This window comes from Sphingomonas endophytica, from assembly GCF_014199415.1.
Classification (GTDB): Bacteria; Pseudomonadota; Alphaproteobacteria; order Sphingomonadales; family Sphingomonadaceae; genus Sphingomonas; species Sphingomonas endophytica.
The window spans coordinates 218,821-242,810 of the sequence record NZ_JACIJN010000003.1 but is presented as its reverse complement, the minus strand read 5'-3'; the positions used below and the strand labels follow the sequence as shown (position 1 = coordinate 242,810).

Below are 23,990 nucleotides of genomic sequence, written 5' to 3'. Positions count from 1 at the left end.
AGCGCATCTTCATATCTGCGGCCCGCCACCGGTTAACTTACCGAATTTGCGGCAGATCTACTCACGTCCCGACGATGGTCACCAGATCGCCGCGCGCGACCTGATCGAACAGCAATTGCGCAAACGACAGCGGCACGCCGATGCAGCCGTGCGTCGCCGAGCCGCGCCGGACCGAGCTGGCATGGATCGCGACGCCGTCGTTGGTGAGCCGCAGCATATAAGGCATCTCCGCATCGTACAGCGACGATTGGTGCTGGCGCGCGCGCATCAGGATGGGGAAGGTGCCGGTCGGTGTCGGCTTGTGATCGGTGCCGTACAGGATGACCGCGGTGCCGATCTCATGTCCGTCGCGAAACACCGACACCGTCTGGCGCGGCAGATCGACGCGGACGCGGACGGTGCCGGTCGCGGGCACCCCGAGGTCGTTCCAGACGTAATCGCCGAACCGCATCGGCTTGCGGATCGCAAGCAGGCTGCGCACCCGCAACGCCGCGCCGCCGGTCATCGGCAACGCACCCTCGCGCCCGGCCGGATAGCGGAACCGCGCCCCATAGGTGCCGATCGTCGTGGCGGTGGTTGTCGCCTGCGCGGCCGGCACGCCAGCCGCCAAAGCGAGTGCGACGGCGCAAAGCCGGTGCCGGATCATGCGACGGTGGCGCGCGTCCGCTTGCGGCGACGGATCGCAAGGCCGGTGATCGCGAAGCCGAGGGTCATCATCGCCCAGGTCGCGGGCTCGGGCACCGCCGGCCCGGGGGTGACCGGCGTCGGGGTCGGCGTCGGACCGGGCACGCCCGGGATGTTGCCACCCGGACCGGTCGGGAAGACCGGCGGCGGGCCGAACGAGTCGCCGCCGCCAGGGCCGAGCGGCCCCAAAGCGTCGGGCGTTACCGGCGCGAGATCGGGCACGAAGCCGGCGGGCACGATCGGCAGATCGCCGCCGGGCACGATGCCCGCGGGGCTACGCTCACGGACGGTGCTCAGCACGCGCTCACGCGGGCCTCGCGGCCGGACGTTCGCGAGCTGACGCGGGCGCTTGGTCTGCTTGACGTTGAACATCGCGCCATGGCCGCGCTCACCGGGCGAACGCGCCGTCATGATCGACAGCGGATCGGGCAACACCGCCAGCGCCGCCGGCAGGTTCATCGCCTCGGCGAACGGCACGGTGCCGCCGAGCAGCCCGAGCCCGGCATAGCCACCGATGGCCGATCCGCCGACGCCCAGCGCAACCGCCGCACGCACCAGCGATGCGCGCGAGATGGAGGCGAAAAGGGAGCGCCAGTTCTTCATCCGATCGATCGAATCCCGTCAAATAGTCCGTGCGGCGTGTAACGCTGTTCTGCCGTCGTCTCTCCGTAAGTCCAGTAAAATGTGTGCCGAAATCGAGACATAGGGCGCATTACCGACCCGGTGTGGCCGATACGTCACCGACGAGTGGCCCGCCGTGAAGCTATGACAGCATGCCGTTAATAATTGATCCAAAGGTTAACGGCGCAGCGAAAAGTTAACGCGGCGGGTCGAGTCGCGCGTGGTGCTTTGTGACGAGTCCGCCGAGCCATGCCGAAAAGGACCGAACCCGGCGCAATTGTCGCGTGTCGCGGTGCGTAACCAGCCAGAAGGTCCGATGAATGGTGACCTCGGGCAGCACGCGCACGAGATCGGGCATCCCGCCGCCGATGAAGTGCGGCAACACGCCGATCCCAGCACCGGTGGCGATCAGTCGCGCCTGTGCATTGATGCTGGAGCTGCGCAACGTCGGTGCGGGCAGCGGGCCGAGATCGTCGACGAACCGCAACTCGGGCGAATAGAGCAGGTCGGGAATGTAGCCGACCATCGGATGACGATCCCCGAGCGATTCGCGCGTCACCGCGCCGAGATGCTCGATCATCGCGCGGGCGGCGTAAAGGTGCAGCGCATAGTCGGAGAGCTTCCCGGCGACGACCGGCCCGTGTCGCGGTCGCGCGAGCAGCACTGCCACGTCCGCCTCGCGGCGCGACGGGCTGAGGAACCCCGAACTGGCGGCGAGGTCGACCGTCAGCGCGGGATGCTGCGCCGCGAATTCATGGAGATGCTCGGCGATCAGCCACGTGCCGAACCCCTCCGAAACGCTGACGCGCAGCAACCCCGATAGCGCCTCGGCCGGGCCACGCGTCTCGACGATCCGCTCGGCGGCATTCTGCATCTCCTCGACCTGTGCGAGCAGAGCCTCGCCGGCCTCGGTGAGCACCTGTCCCTCACGCGTCTGCTCGAACAGGGTGCGGCCGAGCCGCGCCTCCAGCCGCCGCAGCCGGCGGCCAATCGTCGTGGCGTCGACCCCGATCAACGCGGCGGCGCGCGCGATCTGCCCGGCGCGCGCGACCGCGAGAAAGTCCTGTAAGTCGTTCCACGGCAAAGGCTGCGTCATTGCAGGTGAACGTTGCAGATTTGTCGCTTGCCTGCAAACCATGCGGGGCGCACACCCGTCGGCAACACAGGAGAGAGATGCGATGCGCCAGCTCGACCATCATATCGCGGGTAGTGGCGGCGGGGCCGCGGCGGCGCGCACCGCCGACATTTTCGACCCGAACACCGGGCAGGTGCAGGCGCAGGTGGTGCTCGGCACCGCCGCCGATCTCGACCGTGCGGTCGCGGCGGCGCAGGCTGCGCAGCCGGCATGGGCGGCGATCAACCCGCAGCGACGCGCGCGGGTCATGTTCCGCTTCAAGGAACTGGTCGAGGCGAACATGGATGCGCTGGCGCACCTGCTGTCCTCCGAACACGGCAAGGTGATTGCGGACGCGCGGGGCGATATCCAGCGCGGGCTGGAGGTGATCGAATTCGCCTGCGGCATCCCGCATGTGCTCAAGGGCGACTATACGCAGGGGGCAGGGCCGAGGATCGACGTTTATTCGATGCGTCAGCCGATCGGGATCGGCGCGGGCATCACCCCGTTCAATTTCCCGGCGATGATCCCGATGTGGATGTTTGGCGTCGCGATCGCGTGCGGCAACGCCTTCATTCTCAAGCCGAGCGAGCGCGATCCGAGCGTCCCGGTGCGGCTCGCCGAGCTGATGCAGGAGGCCGGGCTGCCCGAGGGCGTGCTGCAGGTCGTCCACGGCGACAAGGAGATGGTCGACGCGATCCTCGACCATCCCGCGATCGGCGCGGTCAGCTTCGTCGGGTCGAGCGACATCGCGCATCACGTCTACCGCCGCGGCGTCGCGGCGGGGAAGCGCGTCCAGGCGATGGGCGGGGCGAAGAACCACGGCATCGTCATGCCCGACGCCGATCTCGACCAGGTCGTCGCCGATCTGTCCGGTGCGGCGTTCGGCTCGGCGGGCGAGCGCTGCATGGCGCTGCCGGTGGTGGTGCCGGTCGGCGATAGGACCGCCGAGGCGTTGCGGCAGAAACTGCTCCCGGCGATCGAAGCGCTGCGCGTCGGCGTCTCGACCGATGCCGAGGCGCATTACGGCCCGGTGGTAAACGCCGCGCATCGCGAGCGGGTCGCCAACTGGATACAGACCGGCGTAGACGAGGGCGCCGAGCTGGTCGTCGACGGTCGCGGCTTCGCGTTGCAGGGGCATGAACAGGGTTTCTTCATCGGCCCCAGCCTGTTCGATCATGTCACCCCCGACATGCAGGCGTATAAGGAGGAGATCTTCGGCCCGGTCCTCCAGATCGTCCGGGCGCCCGATTTCGAGACCGCGGTGCGGCTGCCGAGCGAGCATCAATATGGCAACGGCGTGGCGATCTTTACGCGCAACGGCCATGCCGCGCGCGAGTTCGCGGCGCGGGTCAATGTCGGGATGGTCGGGATCAACGTGCCGATCCCGGTGCCGGTCGCCTATCACACCTTCGGCGGCTGGAAGCGCAGCGGGTTCGGCGACACCAACCAGCATGGCGTCGAGGGCGTCAAATTCTGGACCCGAATCAAGACCGTGACGCAACGCTGGCCCGACGGCTCGGCGTTGCCGCGCGGCAGCGAGGACGGTGGACCCAGCCGTGTGCAGGATGCGTTCGTCATTCCGACCATGGAGTGAGAGACGCGATGCACGGGCGAGCCAAGACGTTTGATTCTGAAGCCGTTCGGTGCATGCCGCCGTCGCACGATACCGCATGTCGCGCGCGTCCGGCCCTCGGCCAACGGAGTTGCGGTCTTACCCGCGCGCGGCGCGCGCCGGACCGGCGATGGGGCGTGGCGCTGATGCTGACGCTCGCCGCATGCTCCGGTCACGACGCCGACTATAATCGTGTCGACGTCCCCGAAAAGGAAGCCGCAGCGCAGGCGGCGATCGAGCAGGCGGCGGCTCAGAACGGTGCCGCATCGACCGCGCGCACCGGCGTGCCGGTCGCCCGCAGCACGCCCACTGCCGCACGCGACCGCGCCTTTCCCACGGAATTCCTTGGTTATTGGGGCGCGGGCAACAATGATTGCGAGCTGGCCAACACCGAAGCGACCGGGCGCATCAACATCGACGCCGACACGATCCGCTTCCACGAAACGCGCGCCCGCGTGCAGCGCATGGACCGCCGCAGCCCGCAGGAAGTGGTAGCCGACCTGCGCTTTTCGGGAAAAGGGCAGAGCTTTCAAACCCGTGAGATCTACCGGCTCGACGCCGGCGGCACCGCTCTGGTGCGCACCAGCCCGACCGCCACGCAGCGCTACCGCCGCTGCTGAGGATATTGAGCATGACCGACCAATTCGACCTGACCGACGAGCAGCGCGAAATTCAGGCGCTGGCGCAACGCTTTACCGCCGATCGCATCACGCCGTTCGCGGCGGAATGGGACGAACGGCACATCTTCCCGCGCGACACGATCAAGGCGGCGGCCGAGCTGGGCTTCGCCGCGATCTACGTCAGCGAGGAGAGCGGGGGCATCAATCTCGGGCGGCTGGAGGCGGCGCTCATCATGGAGGCGATGGCCTATGGCTGTCCGACGACCAGCGCGTTCATTTCCATCCATAATATGGCGAGCTGGATCATCGACCGCTATGGTTCGGCGGAGCTGAAGGCGCGCTATCTACCCGATCTGGTGACGATGGAGCGGATCGCCAGCTATTGTCTGACCGAGCCGGGCTCGGGGTCCGACGCGGCGGCGTTGAAGACGAGTGCGCGCCGCGATGGTGACCATTATGTCGTCAACGGGACCAAGCAATTCATCTCCGGTGCCGGAGAAAACGAGCTTTACGTCACGATGGTGCGCACCGGTGTCGACGGACCGAAGGGAATATCCTGCCTCGTGATCGAGCGGGACATGCCCGGTGTGTCGTTCGGCGCGAACGAGCGCAAGCTGGGCTGGCATGCGCAGCCTACGCGCGCGGTGACGTTCGACAATGTCCGCGTGCCGGTCGCCAACCGCGTCGGCGCGGAAGGCGAGGGCTTCCGCTTCGCGATGGCGGGGCTCGACGGCGGGCGGCTCAACATCGGGGCGTGCTCGCTGGGCGGGGCGCAGCGCTGCCTGGATGAGGCGATCGCCTATACCAGGGACCGCCACCAGTTCGGGACGGCGCTGAGCGAGTTCCAGAACACGCAGTTCATGCTCGCCGACATGGAGACCGAATTGCAGGCGGCGCGCTGCCTGCTCTACGTCGCCGCCGCCAAGGTGAGTGCGGGCGCGCCCGACAAGACACGCTTCGCGGCGATGGCGAAGCGGCTGGCGACCGATACCGGATCGAGCGTGGTCGACCGTGCGCTGCAACTCCACGGCGGCTACGGCTATCTGATGGACTATCCGATCGAGCGCTTCTGGCGCGACCTCCGCGTCCACTCAATCCTCGAGGGCACGAACCAGGTGATGCGGATGATCGTCGGCCGCGAGCTGGTGCGGCAATGAGCTATTGTCCCTCGCCCATGCAAGGGGAGAGGGATGCGGAGACTTGGCAGCTTGCTGCCTAGTCGTAGCTGGGTGAGGGGTAAGCGATCGCGATGCGATCGCGCGAGCCGTAGGCTCGCTCACCCCTCACCCAACCTTCGCTAGGCGGCGGTGCCGCCAAGCTGCGGTATCCCTCTCCCCTCGCAGGGGCGAGGGCGGGAGAGACGATGACGCAGGATCTGATCACGACCACCCAAGGCCCGGTCGGCCTCATCCGGCTCAACCGGCCGAGGGCGCTCCACGCGCTCACCACCACCATGTGTCAGGAGATCCTCGACGCGCTGGAGGCGTGGCGCGGCGACGCGGCGGTGCGCTGCGTCATGATCGACCATGCAGAGGGGCGTGGCTTCTGCGCGGGCGGCGACATCCGGATGCTCGCCGGCAGCGGCGCCGGCGACGGGGCGGAGGCGCGCGCCTTCCTCCATACCGAATATCGCATGAACCACCGGCTGTTCACCTACGTCAAGGACACGGTCGCCTTCATGGACGGCGTGACGATGGGCGGCGGAGTTGGCGTGTCGCAGCCGTGCCGTTACCGTGTCGCGACCGAGAACACGCGGCTGGCGATGCCCGAAACCGGGATCGGCCTGTTCCCCGACGTCGGCGGCGGCTGGTATCTGTCGCGGCTGCCGGGGCGGATCGGGCAATATCTGGCGCTGACCGGCGCGCGGCTCGACGGTGCGGAGGCGCTCGCGCTCGGGCTGGCGACGCATTATCTGCCGGCCGCGTCGGTCGAGGCGGCCAAGGCGCGGATCGTCGCTGCGCCGGATGCGATCGACGCGGCGCTGGCCGGGCTGGCCGTGGAGGCGCCCGAGCCGAAGTTGCTCGCCCGCCGCGACGCAATCGACCGGCTGTTCACGGCGGACGATCTGGAGGAGGTGCTCGCGACGTTGCAGGCCGATGGCTGCGACTTCGCGCAGGCGACGCTGGTGACGCTCGCCACCAAGTCGCCGCAGGCGATGAAGGTGTCGCTCAAATTGCTCAAGGACGCCGCGGGGATGGCGACGTTCGCCGACGAGATGCGGCAGGAATATGCGGTCGCGTGCCGCGTCGTGCAGCGGCCGGATTTCGTCGAGGGCGTCCGCGCGCTGATCGTCGACAAGGACAATGCGCCGCGCTGGGAGCCGGCCACCGTCGAGGGGGTGAGCGATCACATGATCGACCGCATCTTTGCGCCGCTCCCCGAGGATGAGGCGTGGACGCCGGGGTGATGTGTGTGGCGCGAGGTCGAGGACACATGCGTGACGTGCGCGCGGCAGGCCGGGTTGATGGACTCGACAGACATGGGCTCCTGCCTGCGCAGGAGCGACGGAGGTGGCGGGATGGGAGCGTTCCTATACCGCCGTCGCCCCTGCGGAGGCAGGGGCCCATGTCTGTGGCGTTTTCCAAGCCGATGGACACAGGCTTGGCGCGCTTGTGTCCTGCCGGTGATCGATGACTAGACAGACATGGCCCCCTGCCTGCGCAGGGGCGACGGGAGAAGTGGCAGATGGCCGAATACGACACCCTGATGGTCGAGCAGCGCGGCGGCGTGACGCTTATCACGCTCAACCGGCCCAAGGCGCTCAACGCGCTCAATTCGCAGGTGCTCGCCGAGCTGCTCGCGGCGCTGGCTGCGTTCGACGCCGACGCGACGCAGGGTTGCGCGGTGCTGACCGGCAGCGAGAAGGCGTTCGCGGCCGGTGCGGACATCAAGGAGATGTCCGCGCAGGGCTTCGCCGAGATGTACGGCGGCAATTTTTTCGGCGGCTACGAACGGCTGACGCAGACGCGCAAGCCGATCATCGCCGCGGTCGCCGGCTATGCGCTGGGCGGCGGGTGCGAGCTGGCGATGATGTGCGACTTCATCCTCGCCGCCGATACCGCGAAGTTCGGCCAGCCCGAGATCAAGCTGGCGGTGACGCCGGGGATGGGCGGGTCGCAGCGGCTGGCGCGCGCGGTCGGCAAGGCCAAGGCGATGGAGATGTGTCTGACCGGGCGGATGATCGACGCCGCCGAGGCGGAACGCGCCGGGCTGGTCAGCCGGATCGTCCCCGCCGCCGAGCTGGTCGAGGAATCGGTGAGGACCGCACAGACGATCGCCGACATGGCGCCGCTGGCGGTGCTGGCGAACAAGGAAATGGTCAACGCCGCGTTCGAGACGACGCTGGCGCAAGGCGTGCAGTTCGAGCGGCGGCTGTTCCACGGGCTGTTCGGCACCGCCGACCAGAAGGAAGGCATGGCGGCGTTCGTCGAGAAGCGCCCCGGGCAATGGACGGGCAAATAGGAGAAGCAACAATGACCGTGGTGATCCTGATGGTGCTGGCGATCGTCGTCGCGGGCGCGGCGGCGGCGTGGGTGCTGCGCTGGGGCGCGTTGAAGGCGGCGGGGGCCGTCGGGCTGCTCGGCGCCACCGCGATGATCGTCGCGATGCTCGCGTCGGTGTCGGCGCGGTTCGAGGCGGTGGCGATCACCTTCGCCGGGACGTTCGTCGGGGTCGCGCTGCTGGCGCTGCTCGGGGCCGGGGCCGCCGCGCTGCTGCGGCCGCGCGCGAGGATCGCGTAATGGCGCGCGTCGGCTTCATCGGGCTCGGCAATATGGGCGGCGGGATGGCCGCCAATCTGGCGAAGAAGGGGCATGACGTCCGCGCCTTCGACCTGTCGGCGGCGGCGCTCGACGCGGCGCGGGCGGCGGGGTGCCTGCCGGTGGCCTCGGCCCGCGAGGCCGCCGATGGCGCGGCGGCGGTGGTGACGATGCTGCCCGCTGGCGCGCATGTCGCGCAGGTCTATGCCGAGAGCCTGTCCGATGTCGCGGTCGATACGGTGCTGATAGACTGTTCGACGATCGACCTCGCCACGGCGCGACGGATCGCCGGCGAGGCGGCGGCGCGCGGGATCGCGGCGGTCGACGCGCCGGTGTCGGGCGGGATCGCGGCGGCGCAGGCGGGAACGCTGACCTTCATGGTCGGCGGACCGGCGGCGGCGTTCGAGCGGGCGCGGCCGTTCCTTGAGGATATGGGCAAGGCGGTGATTTATGCCGGCGACAGCGGCGCGGGGCAGGTCGCGAAGCTGTGCAACAATCTGATTCTCGGCGCGACGATGGCGGCGACGTGCGAGGCGTTCGCGCTGGCGGAGAAGCTCGGGCTGGAGGCGCAGACCTTCTACGACATTTCGAGCAAGGCGACCGGGCAGAGCTGGTCGATGACCTCTTATTGCCCGGTGCCGGGGGTCGGGCCGGAGTCGCCCGCCGATCGCGACTATCAGGGCGGGTTCGCGGGGGCGTTGATGCTCAAGGATCTCGAGCTCGCGATGGCCGCGGCGGACGCGGCGGCGGCGCAGGTGCCGATGGGGACCCGCGCGCGCGACCTGTACCGGCAGTTCGTCGATGCGGGGCAGGGCGGGCTGGATTTTTCGGGAATCATCCGGATGCTGGAGGAAACGCAGCCGTCACCCCGGACTTGATCCGGGATCCCGTTTTCTTCTTCTACGGCAGGGAAGGAAGCGGGGCCCGGATCAAGTCCGGGGCGACGATTGAGGCGGAGCGGGTCACTCGCCCGCCGGTCCCCGTGGACGCCATCGCGCGCGCGTGGCACCTGCGCCGACATGCCGCCCGCCCTGATCGCCGCGCTTGTTACCTTCGTCGCCTTTCTGGTCGGGCTGACGCTCCCCGATCTCGACCTGCGATTGTGGCTCGGGCATCGCAGCGCGCTGACGCATAGCATCGTGCCGGCGTGTGCGCTGCTCGCGCGGCGGCGCTGGCATCCGGCGGCGTGCGGGGTCGGGGCCGGGACCGGGCTGCACCTCGCCGCGGACACGTTTCCGAACCGGATGATCGGCTATGCGACCGTCAAGCTGCCGCTGGTCGGGGCGCTGTCGGCGGGGGCGTCATATTGGTGGCTGGCGCTCAACGCGCTGGCCGCATTGGCGATGGCGGCGTGGCTCGCGCGGCGGCTCCATGCACCGGCGACCGCGGCGTTGCTGACGCTCGCGGTGGCCGTGGCGGGGGTGGGGTATCTGTGGCGCACCGATGGCGGCTGGCCGGTGCTGGCGCTGGCCGCCGCGGCGCTGTGGCGGTGGCGCGCACGTAGAGCGTCATTGCGAGCGTAGCGAAGCAATCCAGGGCGTCATGGTCCGGCTCTGGATTGCTTCGCTGCACGCGCAATGACGAATAGGGAAGTTACTCCGCAGCCTCCAGCGTCTCGGCGTCGTCGAGCGGGTGGCTGAGCCGGGTGAGCATCTCGCGCGGGATCACCTGCCAGAACGAGCCCAACGTGCGATCCCAGTCGTCGAGCAGCCCGCGCGACCAGCGGCTGTCGGTCACCTCGGCATGTTCGGCGACCAACGCGCGCAGCACTTCTTCCCAATGCGCGGCGGCGACGCGCTGCCACACGATGTTCTCGGGGTTGGCGCGACGCGCGAAGCTGCCGGTCGGATCGTAGATGAACGCCATCCCGCCGGTCATGCCCGCGCCGAAGTTCGCGCCGACCTCGCCCAGCACCACCGCAGTGCCGCCGGTCATATACTCGCAGCCGTTCGCGCCGCAGCCCTCGACCACCACCGTCGCGCCCGAGTTGCGAACCGCGAATCGCTCACCGGCCTGACCCGCCGCGAACAATTTGCCGCTGGTCGCGCCGTACAAAACGGTGTTGCCGAGGATGGTGTTCTCCTGGCTGCGCAGCGGCGACGACACCGCCGGGCGGACGACGATCTTGCCGCCCGACAGCCCCTTGCCGACATAATCGTTGGCGTCGCCGAACACTTCCAGCGTCACGCCGCTGCACAGGAACGCGCCGAGCGATTGCCCCGCCGAGCCGCGCAGCCGGATCGTGACGTGGTTTTCGGCAAGCTTCGACATGCCGAAGGTGCGCGTGATCTCGCTCGACAGCCGCGTTCCGACCGCGCGGTGCGTGTTGCGCACCGAATAGGTGAGCTGCATCTTCTCGCCGCGCGAGAACACCGCCGCCGCGTCCTTGATGATCTGCGCGTCGAGGCTGTCGGGGACGTCGTTGCGGAACGTCGACAGGCTGAAGCGGCGCTCGGCATCGGTCGCATCGACCTTGGCGAGGATCGGGTTGAGGTCGAGGTCGTCGAGATGCTCGGCGCCGCGGCTGACCTGCCGCAGCAATTCGGTGCGGCCGATGATCTCGTCGAGGCTGCGGACGCCGAGCCGTGCGAGAATGTCGCGGACTTCCTCGGCGATGAAGGTCATCAGGTTGATGACCTTTTCGGGCGTGCCGACGAACTTAGCCCGGAGCGCCTCGTCCTGCGTGCAGACGCCGACCGGGCAGGTGTTGCTGTGGCACTGGCGCACCATGATGCAGCCCATCGCGACGAGGCTGAGCGTGCCGATCCCGAATTCCTCTGCGCCGAGGATCGCGGCGATCACGATGTCGCGCCCGGTCTTGAGCCCGCCGTCGGCGCGCAGCTTGATCCGCCCGCGCAGCCCGTTGAGCGTCAGGACCTGATTGACCTCGGACAGCCCCATTTCCCACGGGGTGCCGGCGTATTTGATGCTGGTCTGCGGCGAAGCGCCGGTGCCGCCGACATGGCCGGAGACGAGGATCACGTCGGCGTGCGCCTTGGCCACGCCCGCCGCGACCGTGCCGATCCCGGCCGACGACACCAATTTGACGCAGACGCGCGCGCGCGGGTTGATCTGCTTCAGGTCGTAGATGAGCTGCGCGAGATCCTCGATCGAATAGATGTCGTGGTGCGGCGGCGGGCTGATGAGCGTCACCCCGGGCGTCGCATGGCGCAGCTTGGCGATGAACTCGGTGACCTTGAAGCCGGGCAGCTGCCCGCCCTCGCCGGGCTTGGCGCCCTGCGCGACCTTGATCTCGATCTCCTCGCAGGCGTTGAGATATTCCGCGGTGACGCCGAAGCGCCCCGACGCGACCTGTTTGATGACCGAATTGGCGTTGTCGCCATTGTCATACGGCGTGTAGCGGACCTTGTCCTCGCCGCCCTCGCCCGACACCGCCTTCGCGCCGATCCGGTTCATCGCGATCGCCAGCGTCTCATGCGCCTCGGGGCTCAGCGCGCCCAGCGACATGCCGGGGGTGACGAAGCGCTTGCGGATCTCGGTGATCGCCTCGACCTGATCGACCGGCACGCCCTCGTTCGGGAAGTTGAACTGAAGCAGGTCGCGCAGATAGATCGGCGGCAGGTCCGACACCCCGCGCGAGAATTGCAGGTAGCTCGAATAACTGTCGGTCGACACCGCGGTCTGGAGCAGGTGCATCAGCTGCGCGGAATAGGCATGCGCCTCGCCGGTGTGCCGCTGGCGATAGAAGCCGCCGATCGGCAGCGTCGCCACCGCCTGATCGTAGGCGGCCTCGTGCCGGTCGGTCGCGTTGACGTGCAGCGAGGCATAGCCCTCGCCGCTGATCTTGGCGGGCATGCCGGGGAACAGGTCGTTGACCAAGGCGCGGCTCAAGCCCACCGCCTCGAAATTATAGCCGCCACGATACGAGGAGATGACCGCGATCCCCATCTTCGACAGGATCTTGAGCAGCCCTTCCTCGATCGCCTTCTTGTGGCGTGCGGTGCACTCTTCCATCGACAATTTGCCGAACAGCCCGCGCGCGTGGCGATCGGCGATCGCCGCCTCGGCGAGATAGGCGTTCACCGTCGTCGCGCCGACGCCGATCAGCACCGCATAATAATGCGTGTCGAGGCATTCCGCGGCGCGGACGTTGATCGAGGCATAGGAGCGCAGGCCGCGTCGGACGAGATGCGTGTGCACTGCGGCGGCCGCGAGCACGCCGGGGATCGCGACGCGGTCCTCGTCGATGCGCTCGTCGGTGAGGAACAGCTCGCTCTTGCCCTCGCGCACCGCCTGTTCGGCCTGGTTGCGAATGCGCTGGATCGCGGCGCGCAGCCGCTCCGCGCCGCCGCCTGCCTCGAAGGTGCAGTCGATATCGGCGGCGGCATTGCCGAAATAGGCCTTCAGCCGCGCCCAGTCGGTCGAGGTCAGCACCGGGCTGTCGAGCACCAGCACGCGCTCGCGCCGGTCCTCGGTGTCGAGGATGTTGGCGAGATTGCCGAAGCGCGTCTTGAGCGACATGACGTAGCGCTCGCGCAGCGGATCGATCGGCGGGTTGGTGACCTGCGCGAAATTCTGCCGGAAGAACTGGCTGATAAGCCGCGGCTTGTCGGAGATGACCGCCAGCGGCGTGTCGTCACCCATCGAGCCGATCGCTTCCTTGCCGGTCTCGACCATCGGCGAGAGGATCAGCTCCATGTCCTCAATCGTCTGCCCGGCCGCGACTTGCCGCCGCGCCAGATCGGCGCGGTCATAGCGGGTGACGCTGTCGGCAGGGGCGGGGGGCAGATCGGCCATCGTCGAGAATTCGCCGATCATCGCGGCATAATCCTGCTCGCCGGCGATCCGGTCCTTGACCTCGCGGTCGAGCAGCACGCGCCCTTCCTGAAGGTCGACCGCGATCATCTGCCCCGGCCCGAGCCGGCCCTTGGCGAGCACGGTGCTCTCCGGCACCACCACCATCCCGGCCTCCGACCCGACGATCAGCAGCCCGTCGGCGGTCTGCGTGTAACGCAGCGGGCGCAGCGCGTTGCGGTCGACCCCGCCGACCGCCCAGCGCCCGTCGGTCATCGCCAGCGCGGCCGGGCCGTCCCACGGCTCCATCACCGAGGCGAGATATTGATACATCGCCGCATGGCTGTCGGGCGTGTCGGTGCTCTTCTGCCACGCCTCGGGCACCAGCATCAGCTTGGCGGTCGGCGCGTCGCGGCCCGAACGGCAGATCGCCTCGAACGTCGCGTCGAGCGCGGCGGTGTCCGATGCGCCGGCCGGGATCACCGGCTTGATGTCCTCCGAATGCTCGCCGAACGCGATCGACGCCATGCGGATCTCGTGGCTGAGCATCCAGTTCTTGTTGCCGCGGATCGTGTTGATCTCGCCATTGTGCGCGAGGCAGCGGAACGGCTGCGCCAGCCACCATTGCGGGAAGGTGTTGGTCGAATAGCGCTGGTGGAAGATCGCGACGCGGCTCTCGAAGCGCGCATCGGTCAGGTCGGGGTAGAAGACCGACAGGCTCTCGGCGAGGAACAGCCCCTTGTAGATGATCGAGCGGCACGACAGCGAGCAGACGTAGAAGCCCTGGATCTGCGCCGCGATCACGCGCTTTTCGATCCGGCGGCGCACCAGATAGAGGTTCTTCTCGAACTCCTCCGCCGACACGTCGCCGGGCAGCGGACCGGCGATCATGATCTGCTCGATCTCGGGGCGCGTCGACTGCGCCTTCATCCCGATCACCGACACGTCGACCGGCACCTGCCGCCAGCCATAGATGGTGTAGCCGGCGCCGATCACTTCGGATTCGACGATCGTGCGGCACGTTTCCTGCGCCGACAGATCGGTGCGGGGCAGGAACACCATGCCGACCGCGAGCCGGTTCGGCATCAGCTTGTGGCCGCTGGCGGCGACGCAATCGTCGAAGAAGCGCACCGGCAAATCGACGTGGATGCCCGCGCCGTCGCCGGTCTTGCCGTCGGCGTCGACCGCGCCGCGGTGCCACACCGCCTTCAGTGCGTCGATCGCCGACTGGACGACGCGGCGCGACGGCTTGCCGTCGGTCGCGGCGACGAGGCCGACACCGCAGGCATCGCCCTCGAACTCGGGGCGGTACATGCCGTGCTCGGCGAGATACTGGCGGTTGCGATCAGATGTCGCCATGAAGAAGCCTTTCCCGCTCTACGAAATTGTCGATGGATAGCCGCGTGGCGAAGAGGATTTCGCTCTTCTCCCATGCGGCGTTGACCTGCGCGGCCTGCTTGTCGGGACGCAGGGGGTATTCATGGGCCAATTCATTGCGGACTCGCACCGCATCGGCCCAGACCCTCGGATCGTCGATCACGCCAAGTGCGGCAGCGCGCTGGGCCACGTCACGCGGCGTCAGTCGCTCGACCTTGCCGAGTTGCATCAGCATGGCGATCGTCTTCAGGGTACGACCGAGCGTGTCTTCCAACTGCTCGAACGTTTTCAGGAAGGCCAGCACGTCGATGTCGCGGTCCGGATCGAGGCTACGCATCCGATCGGCGTCGATGGGCATGATCGATTCCAGCCGCGCGCGCAGCACGACAAGCCGGTCGGCAAGGCGGGCGACCGTCGCCAGATGCTCACGCAGCATCGCGATTTCGCCGTCGCGTGTCACAAGATGATCCCGTCGCGTAGCGCGATCAAGTCTATCGCGGACGGCGGTTCGCCGCGACGATGCATCACAACGTCCACCTTCTGCTCTTCTATTTGCGCGAACAATGCCTCATCGAAGCGGGCACGTGCAGCCAATTCGCTGATATCTTCCTCGACTTCGACGTGGAGGTCGATGTCGCCTCCCTTGCGCGCATCGCTGGTGCGACTGCCGAACAGCCGGACCACAGCCGAGGGGCCGAACGCCCGACGCGCGGCGCGCCGGATCGCCTCCGCTTCGCCGGGTTCAAGCCTCACGCCGCCACCTTCGCCGCCTTGGCCTTCGCCTTCAGATGCTGGTGCATCGTCGCCGCGACGTCGCGGCCGTCGCGGATCGCCCACACCACCAGCGACGCACCGCGCACGATGTCGCCCGCCGCGAACACGCCATCGAGGCTGGTCATCAGCGTCTTGCTGTCGACCAGCACCGTGCCCCAGCGCGTCACGCCCAGTTCGGGCGCGCCCCACAGCCGCGGCAGTTCCTCGGCGTCAAAGCCGAGCGCCTTGATGACCAGATCGGCGGGCATGTCCTCCGCCGCGCCGGGATCGACCTCGGGCGCGCGGCGGCCGCTTGCGTCGGGCGCGCCGAGCCGCATCCGGTTGGCGCGGACCGTCGTCGCGCTGCCGTCCGCGCCCGAGAAACCGGCCGGGGCGGAGAGCCACACGAACTCGACGCCCTCCTCCTCGGCATTGGCGACCTCGCGCTGCGAGCCGGGCATGTTGGCGCGGTCGCGGCGATAGAGACACTTCACCGACGTCGCGCCCTGGCGGATCGCGGTGCGGACGCAGTCCATCGCGGTGTCGCCGCCACCGATCACGACGACATTCTTGCCGGCGGCGTTGAGCCGACCGTCCTCGAACTCGGGAACGACGTCACCGAAGCTCTTGCGGTTCGACGCGGTGAGATAGTCCAGCGCGGCGACGACGCCGTTCAGGTCGTTGCCCGACACGTCGATCGCGCGCGCCTTGTAGACGCCGGTCGCGATCAGCAGCGCGTCGTGACGCGCGCGCAATTCGTCGAGAGTCGCGTCGCGGCCGACCTCGAAGCCTTCGTGGAAGACGATCCCGCCGGCCTTGAGCCGTTCGACCCGCCGCATCACCACCGGCTTCTCGAGCTTGAAGCCGGGAATGCCATAGGTCAGCAGCCCGCCGGCGCGGTCGTGGCGGTCGTAGACATGCACCTCATAGCCGTGGCCGCGCAGATATTCGGCGGCGCTGAGCCCGGCCGGACCCGCGCCGATCACGCCGACCGACTGGCCGCGCGCCGGGCCGGGGACGAGCGGCTCGACCCAGCCTTCTTCCCAGGCGGTGTCGGTGATGAACTTCTCGACCGAGCCGATCGTCACCGCGCCGTGGCCGCTGAACTCGATGACGCAATTGCCCTCGCACAGCCGGTCCTGCGGGCAGATGCGGCCGCAGATTTCGGGCATGGTCGAGGTGGCGTTGCTAAGCTCATAGGCCTCGCGCAACCGGCCCTCCGCGGTCAGTCGCAGCCAGTCGGGGATGTGGTTGTGGAGCGGGCAGTGCACCGAGCAATAAGGCACGCCGCATTGCGAGCAGCGCCCTGCCTGATCCTCGGCGGCGGGGGTGGCATAGCGTTCGGCGATCTCGCGGAAATCCTCGGCGCGCGCGTCGGCGGCGCGCTTCGCCGGATAGGATTGCGGGCGTTCAACGAACTTGAGCATGTCGGCCATCGGTGTCCTCCGATCGCCGACCTCTCATATGGATCAGGCGCTGTCACGCCGAATTCGTCAGAACTGACAGCATTGCTGACCTAAATATCGGGCGAAGTTGCTAGTAGCTGCGACCAGCTTGCAACAAGAGCCGCAAAGTAGGTCCGGTTCAATCCTTATCGGATCGCCAGCGCAGCGAGCGCCATGACGCCGACGATGATTCGATACCAGGCGAAGGGCGCAAAGCCGTGCTTGGTGACGATCGCCATGAACCAGCGGATCACCACCATTGCGACGATGAACGAGACGACGAAGCCGATCGCGATTGCCGAAAGATGCGCGTCGCCCAGCTCATGCCGGCTTTTCCAGAGCGCCAGCGTCGTCGCGCCCATCATCGTCGGAATGGCGAGAAAGAAGCTGAACTCGGCGGCGGTTTCCTGATCGACTCCCATCGCGCGCGCGCCCATGATCGTCGCGCCCGAGCGGCTGACCCCCGGGATCATCGACAGGCATTGCACCACCCCGATCCCAAGCGCGGTCTTCCAGCGCATCGTCTCGACCGAGCCGCCGGCGGCGCGCGGCGCGACGCGCTCGATGAACAGGATCGCGACGCCGCCGACGATCAGCGCGACCGCGACGACGAACGGCCCGGTGCCCGGCGCCTCCAGCACCGCGCGGATCGCCGAATAGGCGATCGCGCCGACGAACGCCGATGGCAGGAAGCCGAGCAGGACGTTGCGCGTGAACTGGATCGCCGGGGGCTCGCGCCGCAGCAGCCCGGTGCCGACGCGGAGGAAGCGCCGCCAGAACAGCACGACCACCGCGAGGATCGCGCCGAGCTGGATGACGATGTCGAAGGTCGCATCGCCTTCGGACAGGCCGAGCAAGGCACCGGCGAGAACGAGATGGCCGGTCGAGGAGACCGGCAGGAATTCGGTGACCCCCTCGACGACGCCGAGCAGGATGATGGTGAGAAGGTCGTTCACGCGCGGTCCCCGCTAAAGGATGGCCGCGGCAGGCGTCAGCCCGCCGCGCGTTCGATCATGCTGAAGCGGCCCGCCTTGCGGTAGCGCACCAGCCAGTCGGGTGCGACCGCGTCGAGCAACGTCGCGCCGATCCCGAGCGCCGCCAGCCCCTCGGCGCCGGCGCCGACCACGCTGTCATGCCCGAGCAGCTTCCATTGGTCGGCGCTGATCGGCGTCCCCGGCAGCGCGGCGAGCAGCCCGCCGACCGCGTCGGGCAGGGGGGCGAAATGCGGCGTGCGGCCGATGTGGCGTGCGATCCGCTGGTGCAGTTCGAGCATCGTCAGCACCTCCGGCCCGCCCAGCTCGAAGGTGCGGCCGCCGAACGTCTCTGGATCGGCGAGCGCGGTCACCGCGGCGCGCGCGACGTCGCCGACGAACACCGGCTGGAAGCGGGCGTTCGGCTTGAGCACCGGCACCACCGGCAGTCGCGCGATCATCCCGGCGAAGCGGTTCACGAACTGGTCCTCACGCCCGAAGACGGTCGAAGGGCGCAGGATCGTCGCCGACGGGCAGGCGGTGCGGACCGCGTCCTCACCCTGACCCTTGGTCCGGGCATAAAGGGAGTCGCCGTTCGCGTCCGCGCCGATCGCCGAGACATGGACCAGCGCCGCACCGTTCCTCGCCGCGACGTCCGCGACGTGTCGCGCGCCGTCGACGTGAACGCGCGCCAGATTGCCCGCGAAGGTGCCGACGAGATTGACGACGCCATCCGCGCCATGGACCGCGTTGGCAATCGTCTCGGGACGGGTCACGTCGACCGCGACGAACTGCGTCTGCCCGAGACCGCCCTGCGGCTTCAGGAAGAATGCCTGCCGCGGATCGCGCTGGGCGATGCGCACCCGTGCGCCCGCCGACAGCAGCGCCTGCGCGATATAGCGACCGAGGAAGCCTCCGCCGCCGATCAGCGTCACCAGCTTGTTGTCCATGCCGTCCTTCATCCCGAAAGCCCTTTCGCCCGTGCGCGTGCCTTGCCCGCCGCACCCGGCGTTGACAAGGTTTAGCCGCTTTCGATGCCGCGGTGCAAAAAATGCCGCGGGTGCGACAAAATCGTGTTGACACCCCCGGCACCCGCCCATAGAGGCACCGGCCTACCCCGTGCCCAGATGGCGGAATTGGTAGACGCACCAGCTTCAGGTGCTGGCGATCGCAAGGTCGTGGAGGTTCGAGTCCTCTTCTGGGCACCATTTTCCATCAGCGCGTTGGCGCGATGGGACTGACGGAAATCCACGGCTTCGGGCGACCGTCTGGTACGAACGTACCGGGCTCACGCCGGTGAGTCCCGCGCATCATCGATCTTCGGAAATCTCGCGATCATGGGCGGCGTGTCGTTCCGGACAGCGCTTCCATGCGGCGGGCCGGACGTGATCCGGAATCCGGCTGACTGGCGCAGTCGCGGATAGCGACGCCGCGGATCACGTCCCCACCGCGTCGAGCAGCGAATTGTGCGGTTCGATACGCGGGCGACGACCGTGGGAATCGCGATCGTCGCTTCGGTCTTGCCGGCCATCCGGCGGCCTTTGCGAGCAAGCGAAGGCCGGCTCAAGCTCAACGTCGACCCCGCCAGGCCGTCAGGCGGGGTTCATCGCGTGAACCCCGCCATCCCGCCGGGTGAGCGCGTGGTGAGCGCGCTTATTGACAGGCGAGGCACTCGTCATAGTCGGTGGTTTCGCCGATCGAGAATTTCGGCGTCGCGATCGTGTTGTCGGCCTCGACCCCGCCCGAGCCTTCCGAGCCCGCGAAGCCGGCGCGCTGCACCGACTTGGAGCGGAGATAATACAGCGACTTGATGCCCAGCTCCCACGCGCGGAAGTGGAGCATCAGCAGGTCCCACTTTTCGACATCGGCGGGGATGAACAGGTTCAGCGACTGCGCCTGATCGATGTACGGCGTGCGATCGCCGGCGAGTTCGAGAAGCCAGCGCTGGTCGATCTCGAACGAGGTCTTGTAGCAGTCCTTCTCTTCCTGCGAGAGGAAGTCGAGGTGCTGCACCGACCCGCCGTGCTCGAGGATCGAGTTCCACACCGAATCCGCGTTCTTGCTCTTCTCGCTGAGCAGCTTCTCCAGATACGGGTTCTTGACCGCGAAGCTGCCCGACAGCGTCTTGTGCGTGTAGATGTTGGCCGGGATCGGCTCGATGCACGCGCTGGTGCCGCCGCAGATGATCGAGATCGATGCGGTGGGCGCGATCGCCATCTTGCAGCTGAACCGCTCCATGACGCCGACATCGGCGGCATCGGGGCACGGCCCGCGCTCATGCGCGAGCACCATCGACGCCTCGTTCACCTGCGCATTGATCTGCTTGAACATGCGGAGGTTCCAGCTCTTGGCCATCGCGCCCTCGAACGGCAGCCCGCGTGCCTGCAGGAACGAGTGGAAGCCCATCACGCCCAGACCCACCGAGCGCTCGCGCGCCGCGCTATAGGCCGCGCGCTCCATGCCGGGTTCGTGGCGGTCGATGTAATCCTGCAGGACGTTGTCGAGGAAGCGCATCACGTCCTCGACGAAGCCCTTCTCGTCCTTCCACTGGTCCCACGTCTCGAGATTGAGCGACGACAGGCAGCAGACTGCGGTCCGGTCGTTGCCGAGATGATCGGTGCCGGTCGGCAGCGTGATCTCGCTGCACAGGTTCGAGGTCGAGACCTTGAGCCCGAGTTCGCGGTGATGCTTGGGCATCGTCGAGTTCACATGGTCGGAGAAGACGATGTACGGTTCGCCAGTCGCCAGCCGGGTTTCGACCAGCTTCTGGAACAGGGCGCGCGCGTCGACGGTGGCGCGGACGGTCTTGTCTTTCGGCGACAGCAATTGCCATTCCGCGCCCTCGCGCACGGCGGCCATGAACGCGTCGGGGATCAGCACGCCGTGGTGCAGGTTAAGCGCCTTGCGGTTGAAATCGCCCGAGGGCTTACGGATTTCGAGGAACTCCTCGATTTCCGGGTGCGAGATGTCGAGGTAGCAGGCCGCCGAACCGCGGCGCAGCGAACCCTGGCTGATCGCGAGCGTCAGCGAATCCATGACGCGCACGAACGGGATGATGCCGCTGGTCTTGCCGTTGAGCCCGACCGGCTCGCCGATCCCGCGGACATTGCCCCAATAGGTGCCGATCCCGCCGCCGCGCGACGCGAGCCAGACGTTCTCGTTCCACGTCTTGACGATGCCGTCGAGGCTGTCGGGGACCGAGTTGAGATAGCAGGAGATCGGCAGCCCGCGGCCGGTGCCGCCGTTCGACAGCACCGGGGTGGCCGGCATGAACCACAGCTTCGAGATATAGTCGTACAGCCGCTGCGCGTGCGCCTGATCGTCGGCATAGGCGCTGGCGACGCGGACGAACAGGTCCTGATAGCTTTCGCCCGGCAGCAGATAGCGGTCCTTGAGCGTCTCCTTGCCGAAGTCGGTCAGCAGCGCGTCGCGGCTGTGATCGACGTCGAGCGGATAGGGCGCGGTACGCGCGCCATGCTTGGCGATCGCCTGTTCGGTGGCAGTCGCCTCTGCGGTCGCCTGGGCCGTCATGGTCTCGATCATGTCTGCGCTCATCGCCTCGGCGTCCGTGGTCGTGAAGTTCATGCTCTCGCCCGCCTGTCAGTGGTGCGATCCGTGTCGGATCGGCTATTTCAAGTTCGCGGCCGGTCGCGCCAGCGATGGGGGGCGTCACCCGCCACCTTACCACCGATAGCGCCGCAGTCCGGCCTCTACCTCTACAGATTGTGGCAGATGCGCCGGGCAGGCAAGTCCCCTCATCGCAGCCTGCGAACCGGTCGCCGGAGCGACGCGTGGACTTGAGCCGATTTTCGGAATGCAAGCAGGCAAAAATTTTTTGCATGCTACGCGCATGAAGCGGGCCGGCGCGCGGCGCTGTTGCCGCGGAGCGAGCGCGCTTATAGAGCGTCGCCATGACGACCGTGATCCGTACCGCCGACCTGATCGAGAGCGTCGCCGACGCGCTTCAGTTCATCAGTTACTATCACCCGATGGATTATATCCGCGCGCTGGGCACCGCCTACGAAGCGGAGCAGTCGCCCGCCGCCAAGGACGCGATCGCACAGATCCTGACCAACAGCCGCATGTGCGCGGAGGGGCATCGCCCGATCTGTCAGGACACCGGGATCGTCAACGTCTTCGTGAAATGGGGCATGGACTGCCGGCTCGACGACAACAGCCGCTCGATGCAGGAGGTCGTCGATGAGGGGGTGCGGCGCGCGTATCTCCATCCGGAGAACAAGCTGCGCGCCTCGGTGCTCGTCGACCCGGCGTTCACGCGCCGCAACACCAGGGACAATACGCCGTGCGTGCTGCACGTCGAGATGGTGCCGGGCAATACCGTCTCGGTCGATGTCGCGGCCAAGGGCGGCGGCAGCGAGAACAAGTCGAAGTTCAAGATGATGAACCCCAGCGATTCGATCGTCGACTGGGTGGTCGAGATGCTGCCGCAGATGGGGGCGGGCTGGTGCCCGCCGGGGATGCTCGGGATCGGAATCGGCGGCACCGCCGAACATTGCGTGCTGCTCGCCAAGCAGGCGCTGATGGAGCCGATCGACATGGGGCCGCTCAAGGCGCGCGGGCCGCGGAATGACATCGAGGCGCTGCGGATCGAGATCTTCGACAAGGTCAATGCGCTCGGCATCGGCGCGCAGGGGCTGGGCGGGCTGTCGACGATCCTCGACGTCAAGATCAAGGACGCACCGTGCCATGCCGCGGGCAAGCCGGTGGCGATGATCCCGAATTGCGCCGCGACCCGCCACGCGCATTTTACGCTCGACGGCTCGGGGCCGGCGTTCCTCGAGGCGCCGAAGCTGGCGGAATGGCCCGACGTCAACTGGACGCCCGACAAGGCCGCGATCCACGTCGATCTCGATACGCTGACGCCGGAAGTGGTGCAGTCATGGAAGCAGGGCGACCGGCTGCTGCTCAACGGCAAGATGCTCACCGGCCGCGACGCCGCGCACAAGCGCATCGCCGATATGCTCGCGAAGGGCGAGGATCTGCCGGTCGAGTTCAAGGGGCGCGTGATCTATTATGTCGGCCCGGTCGATCCGGTCGGCGAGGAAGTGGTGGGGCCGGCGGGTCCGACCACCGCGACGCGGATGGACAAGTTCACGCGGATGATGCTCGATCAGGGCCTGCTCGCGATGGTCGGCAAGGCCGAGCGTGGGCCGGCGGCGACCGATGCGATCCGCGAGGCGAAGAGCGCCTATCTGATGGCGGTCGGCGGGGCGGCCTATCTGGTCGCGCGCGCGATCAAGGGCAGCAAGGTCGTCGGTTTCGAGGACCTCGGGATGGAGGCAATCTACGAATTCGAGGTGTCCGACTTCCCGGTGACGGTCGCGGTCGATGCCGAGGGAAACAACGTCCACCAGCTCGCGCCTTTGGTGTGGCGCGAGAAGATCGCACGTGAGGGGTTGCTGGTGCCCGCCAATTGACGCCATCCGGGACTTGATCCGGGACGACGAAACCTCGTCGTTGCGAGCGTAGCGAAGCAATCCAGAGCCGGATCAGGACGCCCTGGATTGCTTCGCTACGCTCGCAATGACGGAAGGACTTAGGCCGCGTTCCCCCGCGGTTTGCGGCCCCATGGCTCCTCGCGGAACCACTTGGTGATGATGTATTTGGTGCCCTCCAGTACCGCCATGCCCTCATGCAGCGTCGCGGTGTTCGGACTGCCGTCGGGGTTCATGTTGTTCCACGCGAGCAGCATCCCCTTGCGCGGCGCGACGCGCAGGCCGCCCTTCGGGAACCAGGTCGCGCCGCCTTCCTCGACATCGTTGAGGTAGATCATCGCGGTGAAGGTGCGCTGGCCGCCGTTCTCGCGCATCGCCGGCCAGTAGCTTTCGGCCTCGTGGAAGTAATCGTGGTGCGCGCGGAACAGCTGGCCGGGGGCATAGCGCTGCCCCTGCATCGTCTCGCCGAACGCGGGCGCGATGCCGAGCGAGGCGGCGATATATTCGTCGATCTGGCGGATGCCGTCGGCGTTGCGATCCATGTCGCAACTGTCGCTGGTGCGGCTGGCCGGGCCGCCGCGATCGCTGAACAGCGTCGAGGGGCGGCGATTGCCGTCGATCACCTGCACCAGCCAGTCGCAATTGGCGGCGTCGAGGAAATCGGGGCAGCGCCACGCCGCGACCGTGTCGCTGGGCAGGCGCTGCATTCGCGGATCGGCGTCGAGCCGCGCTGCCACCGCCGCGCCCAGCTGGGCACGGACGGCGGACGGATGGCCGGGCGGGGTGGTGGCGAGCGACATGGCGAAAGTGTGTCGCGCGCC

General features: G+C 67.8%; 21 protein-coding genes and 1 tRNA gene. 10 read left to right on the top strand and 12 right to left on the bottom strand.

Annotated features, from left to right (window positions below; all coding sequences use genetic code 11):
* Positions 1-61 precede the first annotated feature (61 nt).
* From FHS97_RS06355 to FHS97_RS06345, 3 genes are all read right to left on the bottom strand, one after another.
* Positions 62-598 (bottom strand): L,D-transpeptidase family protein, encoded by a 537-nt coding sequence (locus FHS97_RS06355; RefSeq protein ID WP_311770341.1) that lies wholly within the window; start codon positions 596-598, stop codon positions 62-64.
* A 44-nt stretch (positions 599-642) separates the two neighbouring features.
* Positions 643-1,287: a PEPxxWA-CTERM sorting domain-containing protein gene (locus FHS97_RS06350; protein WP_184034747.1), complete on the bottom strand. Its 645-nt coding sequence runs from the start codon at positions 1,285-1,287 to the stop codon at positions 643-645.
* Positions 1,288-1,501: 214 nt separating this feature from the next.
* A complete protein-coding gene (locus FHS97_RS06345) occupies positions 1,502-2,401 on the bottom strand; it encodes a LysR family transcriptional regulator (RefSeq protein WP_184034744.1) in 900 nt (299 codons plus the stop codon).
* 82 nt (positions 2,402-2,483) lie between these two features.
* Between FHS97_RS06345 and FHS97_RS06340 the strand changes: the two genes are divergently transcribed.
* The 8 genes from FHS97_RS06340 to FHS97_RS06305 all read left to right on the top strand — a co-directional run bounded on the left by FHS97_RS06340 (position 2,484) and on the right by FHS97_RS06305 (position 9,935).
* Positions 2,484-4,016, top strand: coding sequence for a CoA-acylating methylmalonate-semialdehyde dehydrogenase (locus tag FHS97_RS06340; protein WP_184034740.1), 1,533 nt, complete (start codon positions 2,484-2,486; stop codon positions 4,014-4,016).
* Positions 4,017-4,171: 155 nt separating this feature from the next.
* Positions 4,172-4,654: a hypothetical protein gene (locus tag FHS97_RS06335; RefSeq protein WP_184034736.1), complete on the top strand. Its 483-nt coding sequence runs from the start codon at positions 4,172-4,174 to the stop codon at positions 4,652-4,654.
* Between the two features lie 11 nt (positions 4,655-4,665).
* A complete protein-coding gene (locus FHS97_RS06330) occupies positions 4,666-5,811 on the top strand; it encodes an acyl-CoA dehydrogenase family protein (RefSeq protein ID WP_184034734.1) in 1,146 nt (381 codons plus the stop codon).
* A 206-nt stretch (positions 5,812-6,017) separates the two neighbouring features.
* Positions 6,018-7,061, top strand: a complete 1,044-nt coding sequence (locus tag FHS97_RS06325) for an enoyl-CoA hydratase/isomerase family protein (protein ID WP_184034732.1) — start codon at positions 6,018-6,020, stop codon at positions 7,059-7,061.
* A gap of 278 nt (positions 7,062-7,339) precedes the next feature.
* Entirely contained in the window at positions 7,340-8,116 is a 777-nt protein-coding gene (locus FHS97_RS06320; protein ID WP_184034730.1) for an enoyl-CoA hydratase, read from the top strand.
* Positions 8,117-8,127: 11 nt separating this feature from the next.
* Complete coding sequence (locus FHS97_RS06315) at positions 8,128-8,394, top strand: hypothetical protein (protein ID WP_184034728.1); 267 nt, start codon at positions 8,128-8,130, stop codon at positions 8,392-8,394.
* Positions 8,394-9,290: a 3-hydroxyisobutyrate dehydrogenase gene (gene mmsB, locus FHS97_RS06310; RefSeq protein ID WP_184034726.1), complete on the top strand. Its 897-nt coding sequence runs from the start codon at positions 8,394-8,396 to the stop codon at positions 9,288-9,290. Before FHS97_RS06315 ends, mmsB begins: the two co-directional genes overlap by 1 nt.
* Positions 9,291-9,431: 141 nt before the next feature.
* Positions 9,432-9,935, top strand: a complete 504-nt coding sequence (locus FHS97_RS06305) for a hypothetical protein (protein ID WP_184034724.1) — start codon at positions 9,432-9,434, stop codon at positions 9,933-9,935.
* A gap of 70 nt (positions 9,936-10,005) precedes the next feature.
* Here the strand turns inward: FHS97_RS06305 and gltB are convergent, their stop codons facing one another.
* The 6 genes from gltB to FHS97_RS06275 form a co-directional block, all read right to left on the bottom strand.
* Complete coding sequence (gltB, locus tag FHS97_RS06300) at positions 10,006-14,526, bottom strand: glutamate synthase large subunit (RefSeq protein WP_184034721.1); 4,521 nt, start codon at positions 14,524-14,526, stop codon at positions 10,006-10,008.
* Positions 14,513-15,004, bottom strand: coding sequence for a nucleotidyltransferase substrate binding protein (locus FHS97_RS06295; protein ID WP_184034718.1), 492 nt, complete (start codon positions 15,002-15,004; stop codon positions 14,513-14,515). Before FHS97_RS06295 ends, gltB begins: the two co-directional genes overlap by 14 nt.
* Positions 15,001-15,297 carry a nucleotidyltransferase domain-containing protein gene (locus FHS97_RS06290; RefSeq protein ID WP_184034715.1) on the bottom strand — a complete coding sequence of 99 codons (297 nt, stop codon included), beginning with the start codon at positions 15,295-15,297 and terminating at the stop codon, positions 15,001-15,003. Before FHS97_RS06290 ends, FHS97_RS06295 begins: the two co-directional genes overlap by 4 nt.
* Entirely contained in the window at positions 15,294-16,733 is a 1,440-nt protein-coding gene (locus FHS97_RS06285) for an NAD(P)-dependent oxidoreductase (protein ID WP_184034712.1), read from the bottom strand. The genes FHS97_RS06290 and FHS97_RS06285 overlap by 4 nt, the downstream gene beginning before the upstream one ends.
* A gap of 155 nt (positions 16,734-16,888) precedes the next feature.
* Positions 16,889-17,698, bottom strand: coding sequence for an undecaprenyl-diphosphate phosphatase (locus tag FHS97_RS06280; protein ID WP_184034709.1), 810 nt, complete (start codon positions 17,696-17,698; stop codon positions 16,889-16,891).
* A gap of 35 nt (positions 17,699-17,733) precedes the next feature.
* Entirely contained in the window at positions 17,734-18,663 is a 930-nt protein-coding gene (locus tag FHS97_RS06275) for a complex I NDUFA9 subunit family protein (RefSeq protein WP_184034706.1), read from the bottom strand.
* Between the two features lie 171 nt (positions 18,664-18,834).
* On the opposite strand from FHS97_RS06275, the gene FHS97_RS06270 reads away from it, so the two are divergent.
* A tRNA-Leu gene (locus FHS97_RS06270) sits at positions 18,835-18,921 on the top strand.
* An 80-nt stretch (positions 18,922-19,001) separates the two neighbouring features.
* Here FHS97_RS06270 and FHS97_RS06265 read toward each other — a convergent pair.
* Complete coding sequence (locus FHS97_RS06265; RefSeq protein ID WP_184034704.1) at positions 19,002-19,244, bottom strand: hypothetical protein; 243 nt, start codon at positions 19,242-19,244, stop codon at positions 19,002-19,004.
* Between the two features lie 122 nt (positions 19,245-19,366).
* A complete protein-coding gene (locus tag FHS97_RS06260) occupies positions 19,367-21,244 on the bottom strand; it encodes a ribonucleoside-diphosphate reductase subunit alpha (protein ID WP_425506292.1) in 1,878 nt (625 codons plus the stop codon).
* A gap of 380 nt (positions 21,245-21,624) precedes the next feature.
* On the opposite strand from FHS97_RS06260, the gene FHS97_RS06255 reads away from it, so the two are divergent.
* The gene (locus FHS97_RS06255; protein WP_184034698.1) at positions 21,625-23,151 is read left to right on the top strand and encodes a fumarate hydratase; all 1,527 of its coding nucleotides are present in this window, start codon (positions 21,625-21,627) and stop codon (positions 23,149-23,151) included.
* 119 nt (positions 23,152-23,270) lie between these two features.
* Here the strand turns inward: FHS97_RS06255 and FHS97_RS06250 are convergent, their stop codons facing one another.
* Positions 23,271-23,969: a prolyl hydroxylase family protein gene (locus FHS97_RS06250; protein WP_184034695.1), complete on the bottom strand. Its 699-nt coding sequence runs from the start codon at positions 23,967-23,969 to the stop codon at positions 23,271-23,273.
* Positions 23,970-23,990 lie beyond the last annotated feature (21 nt).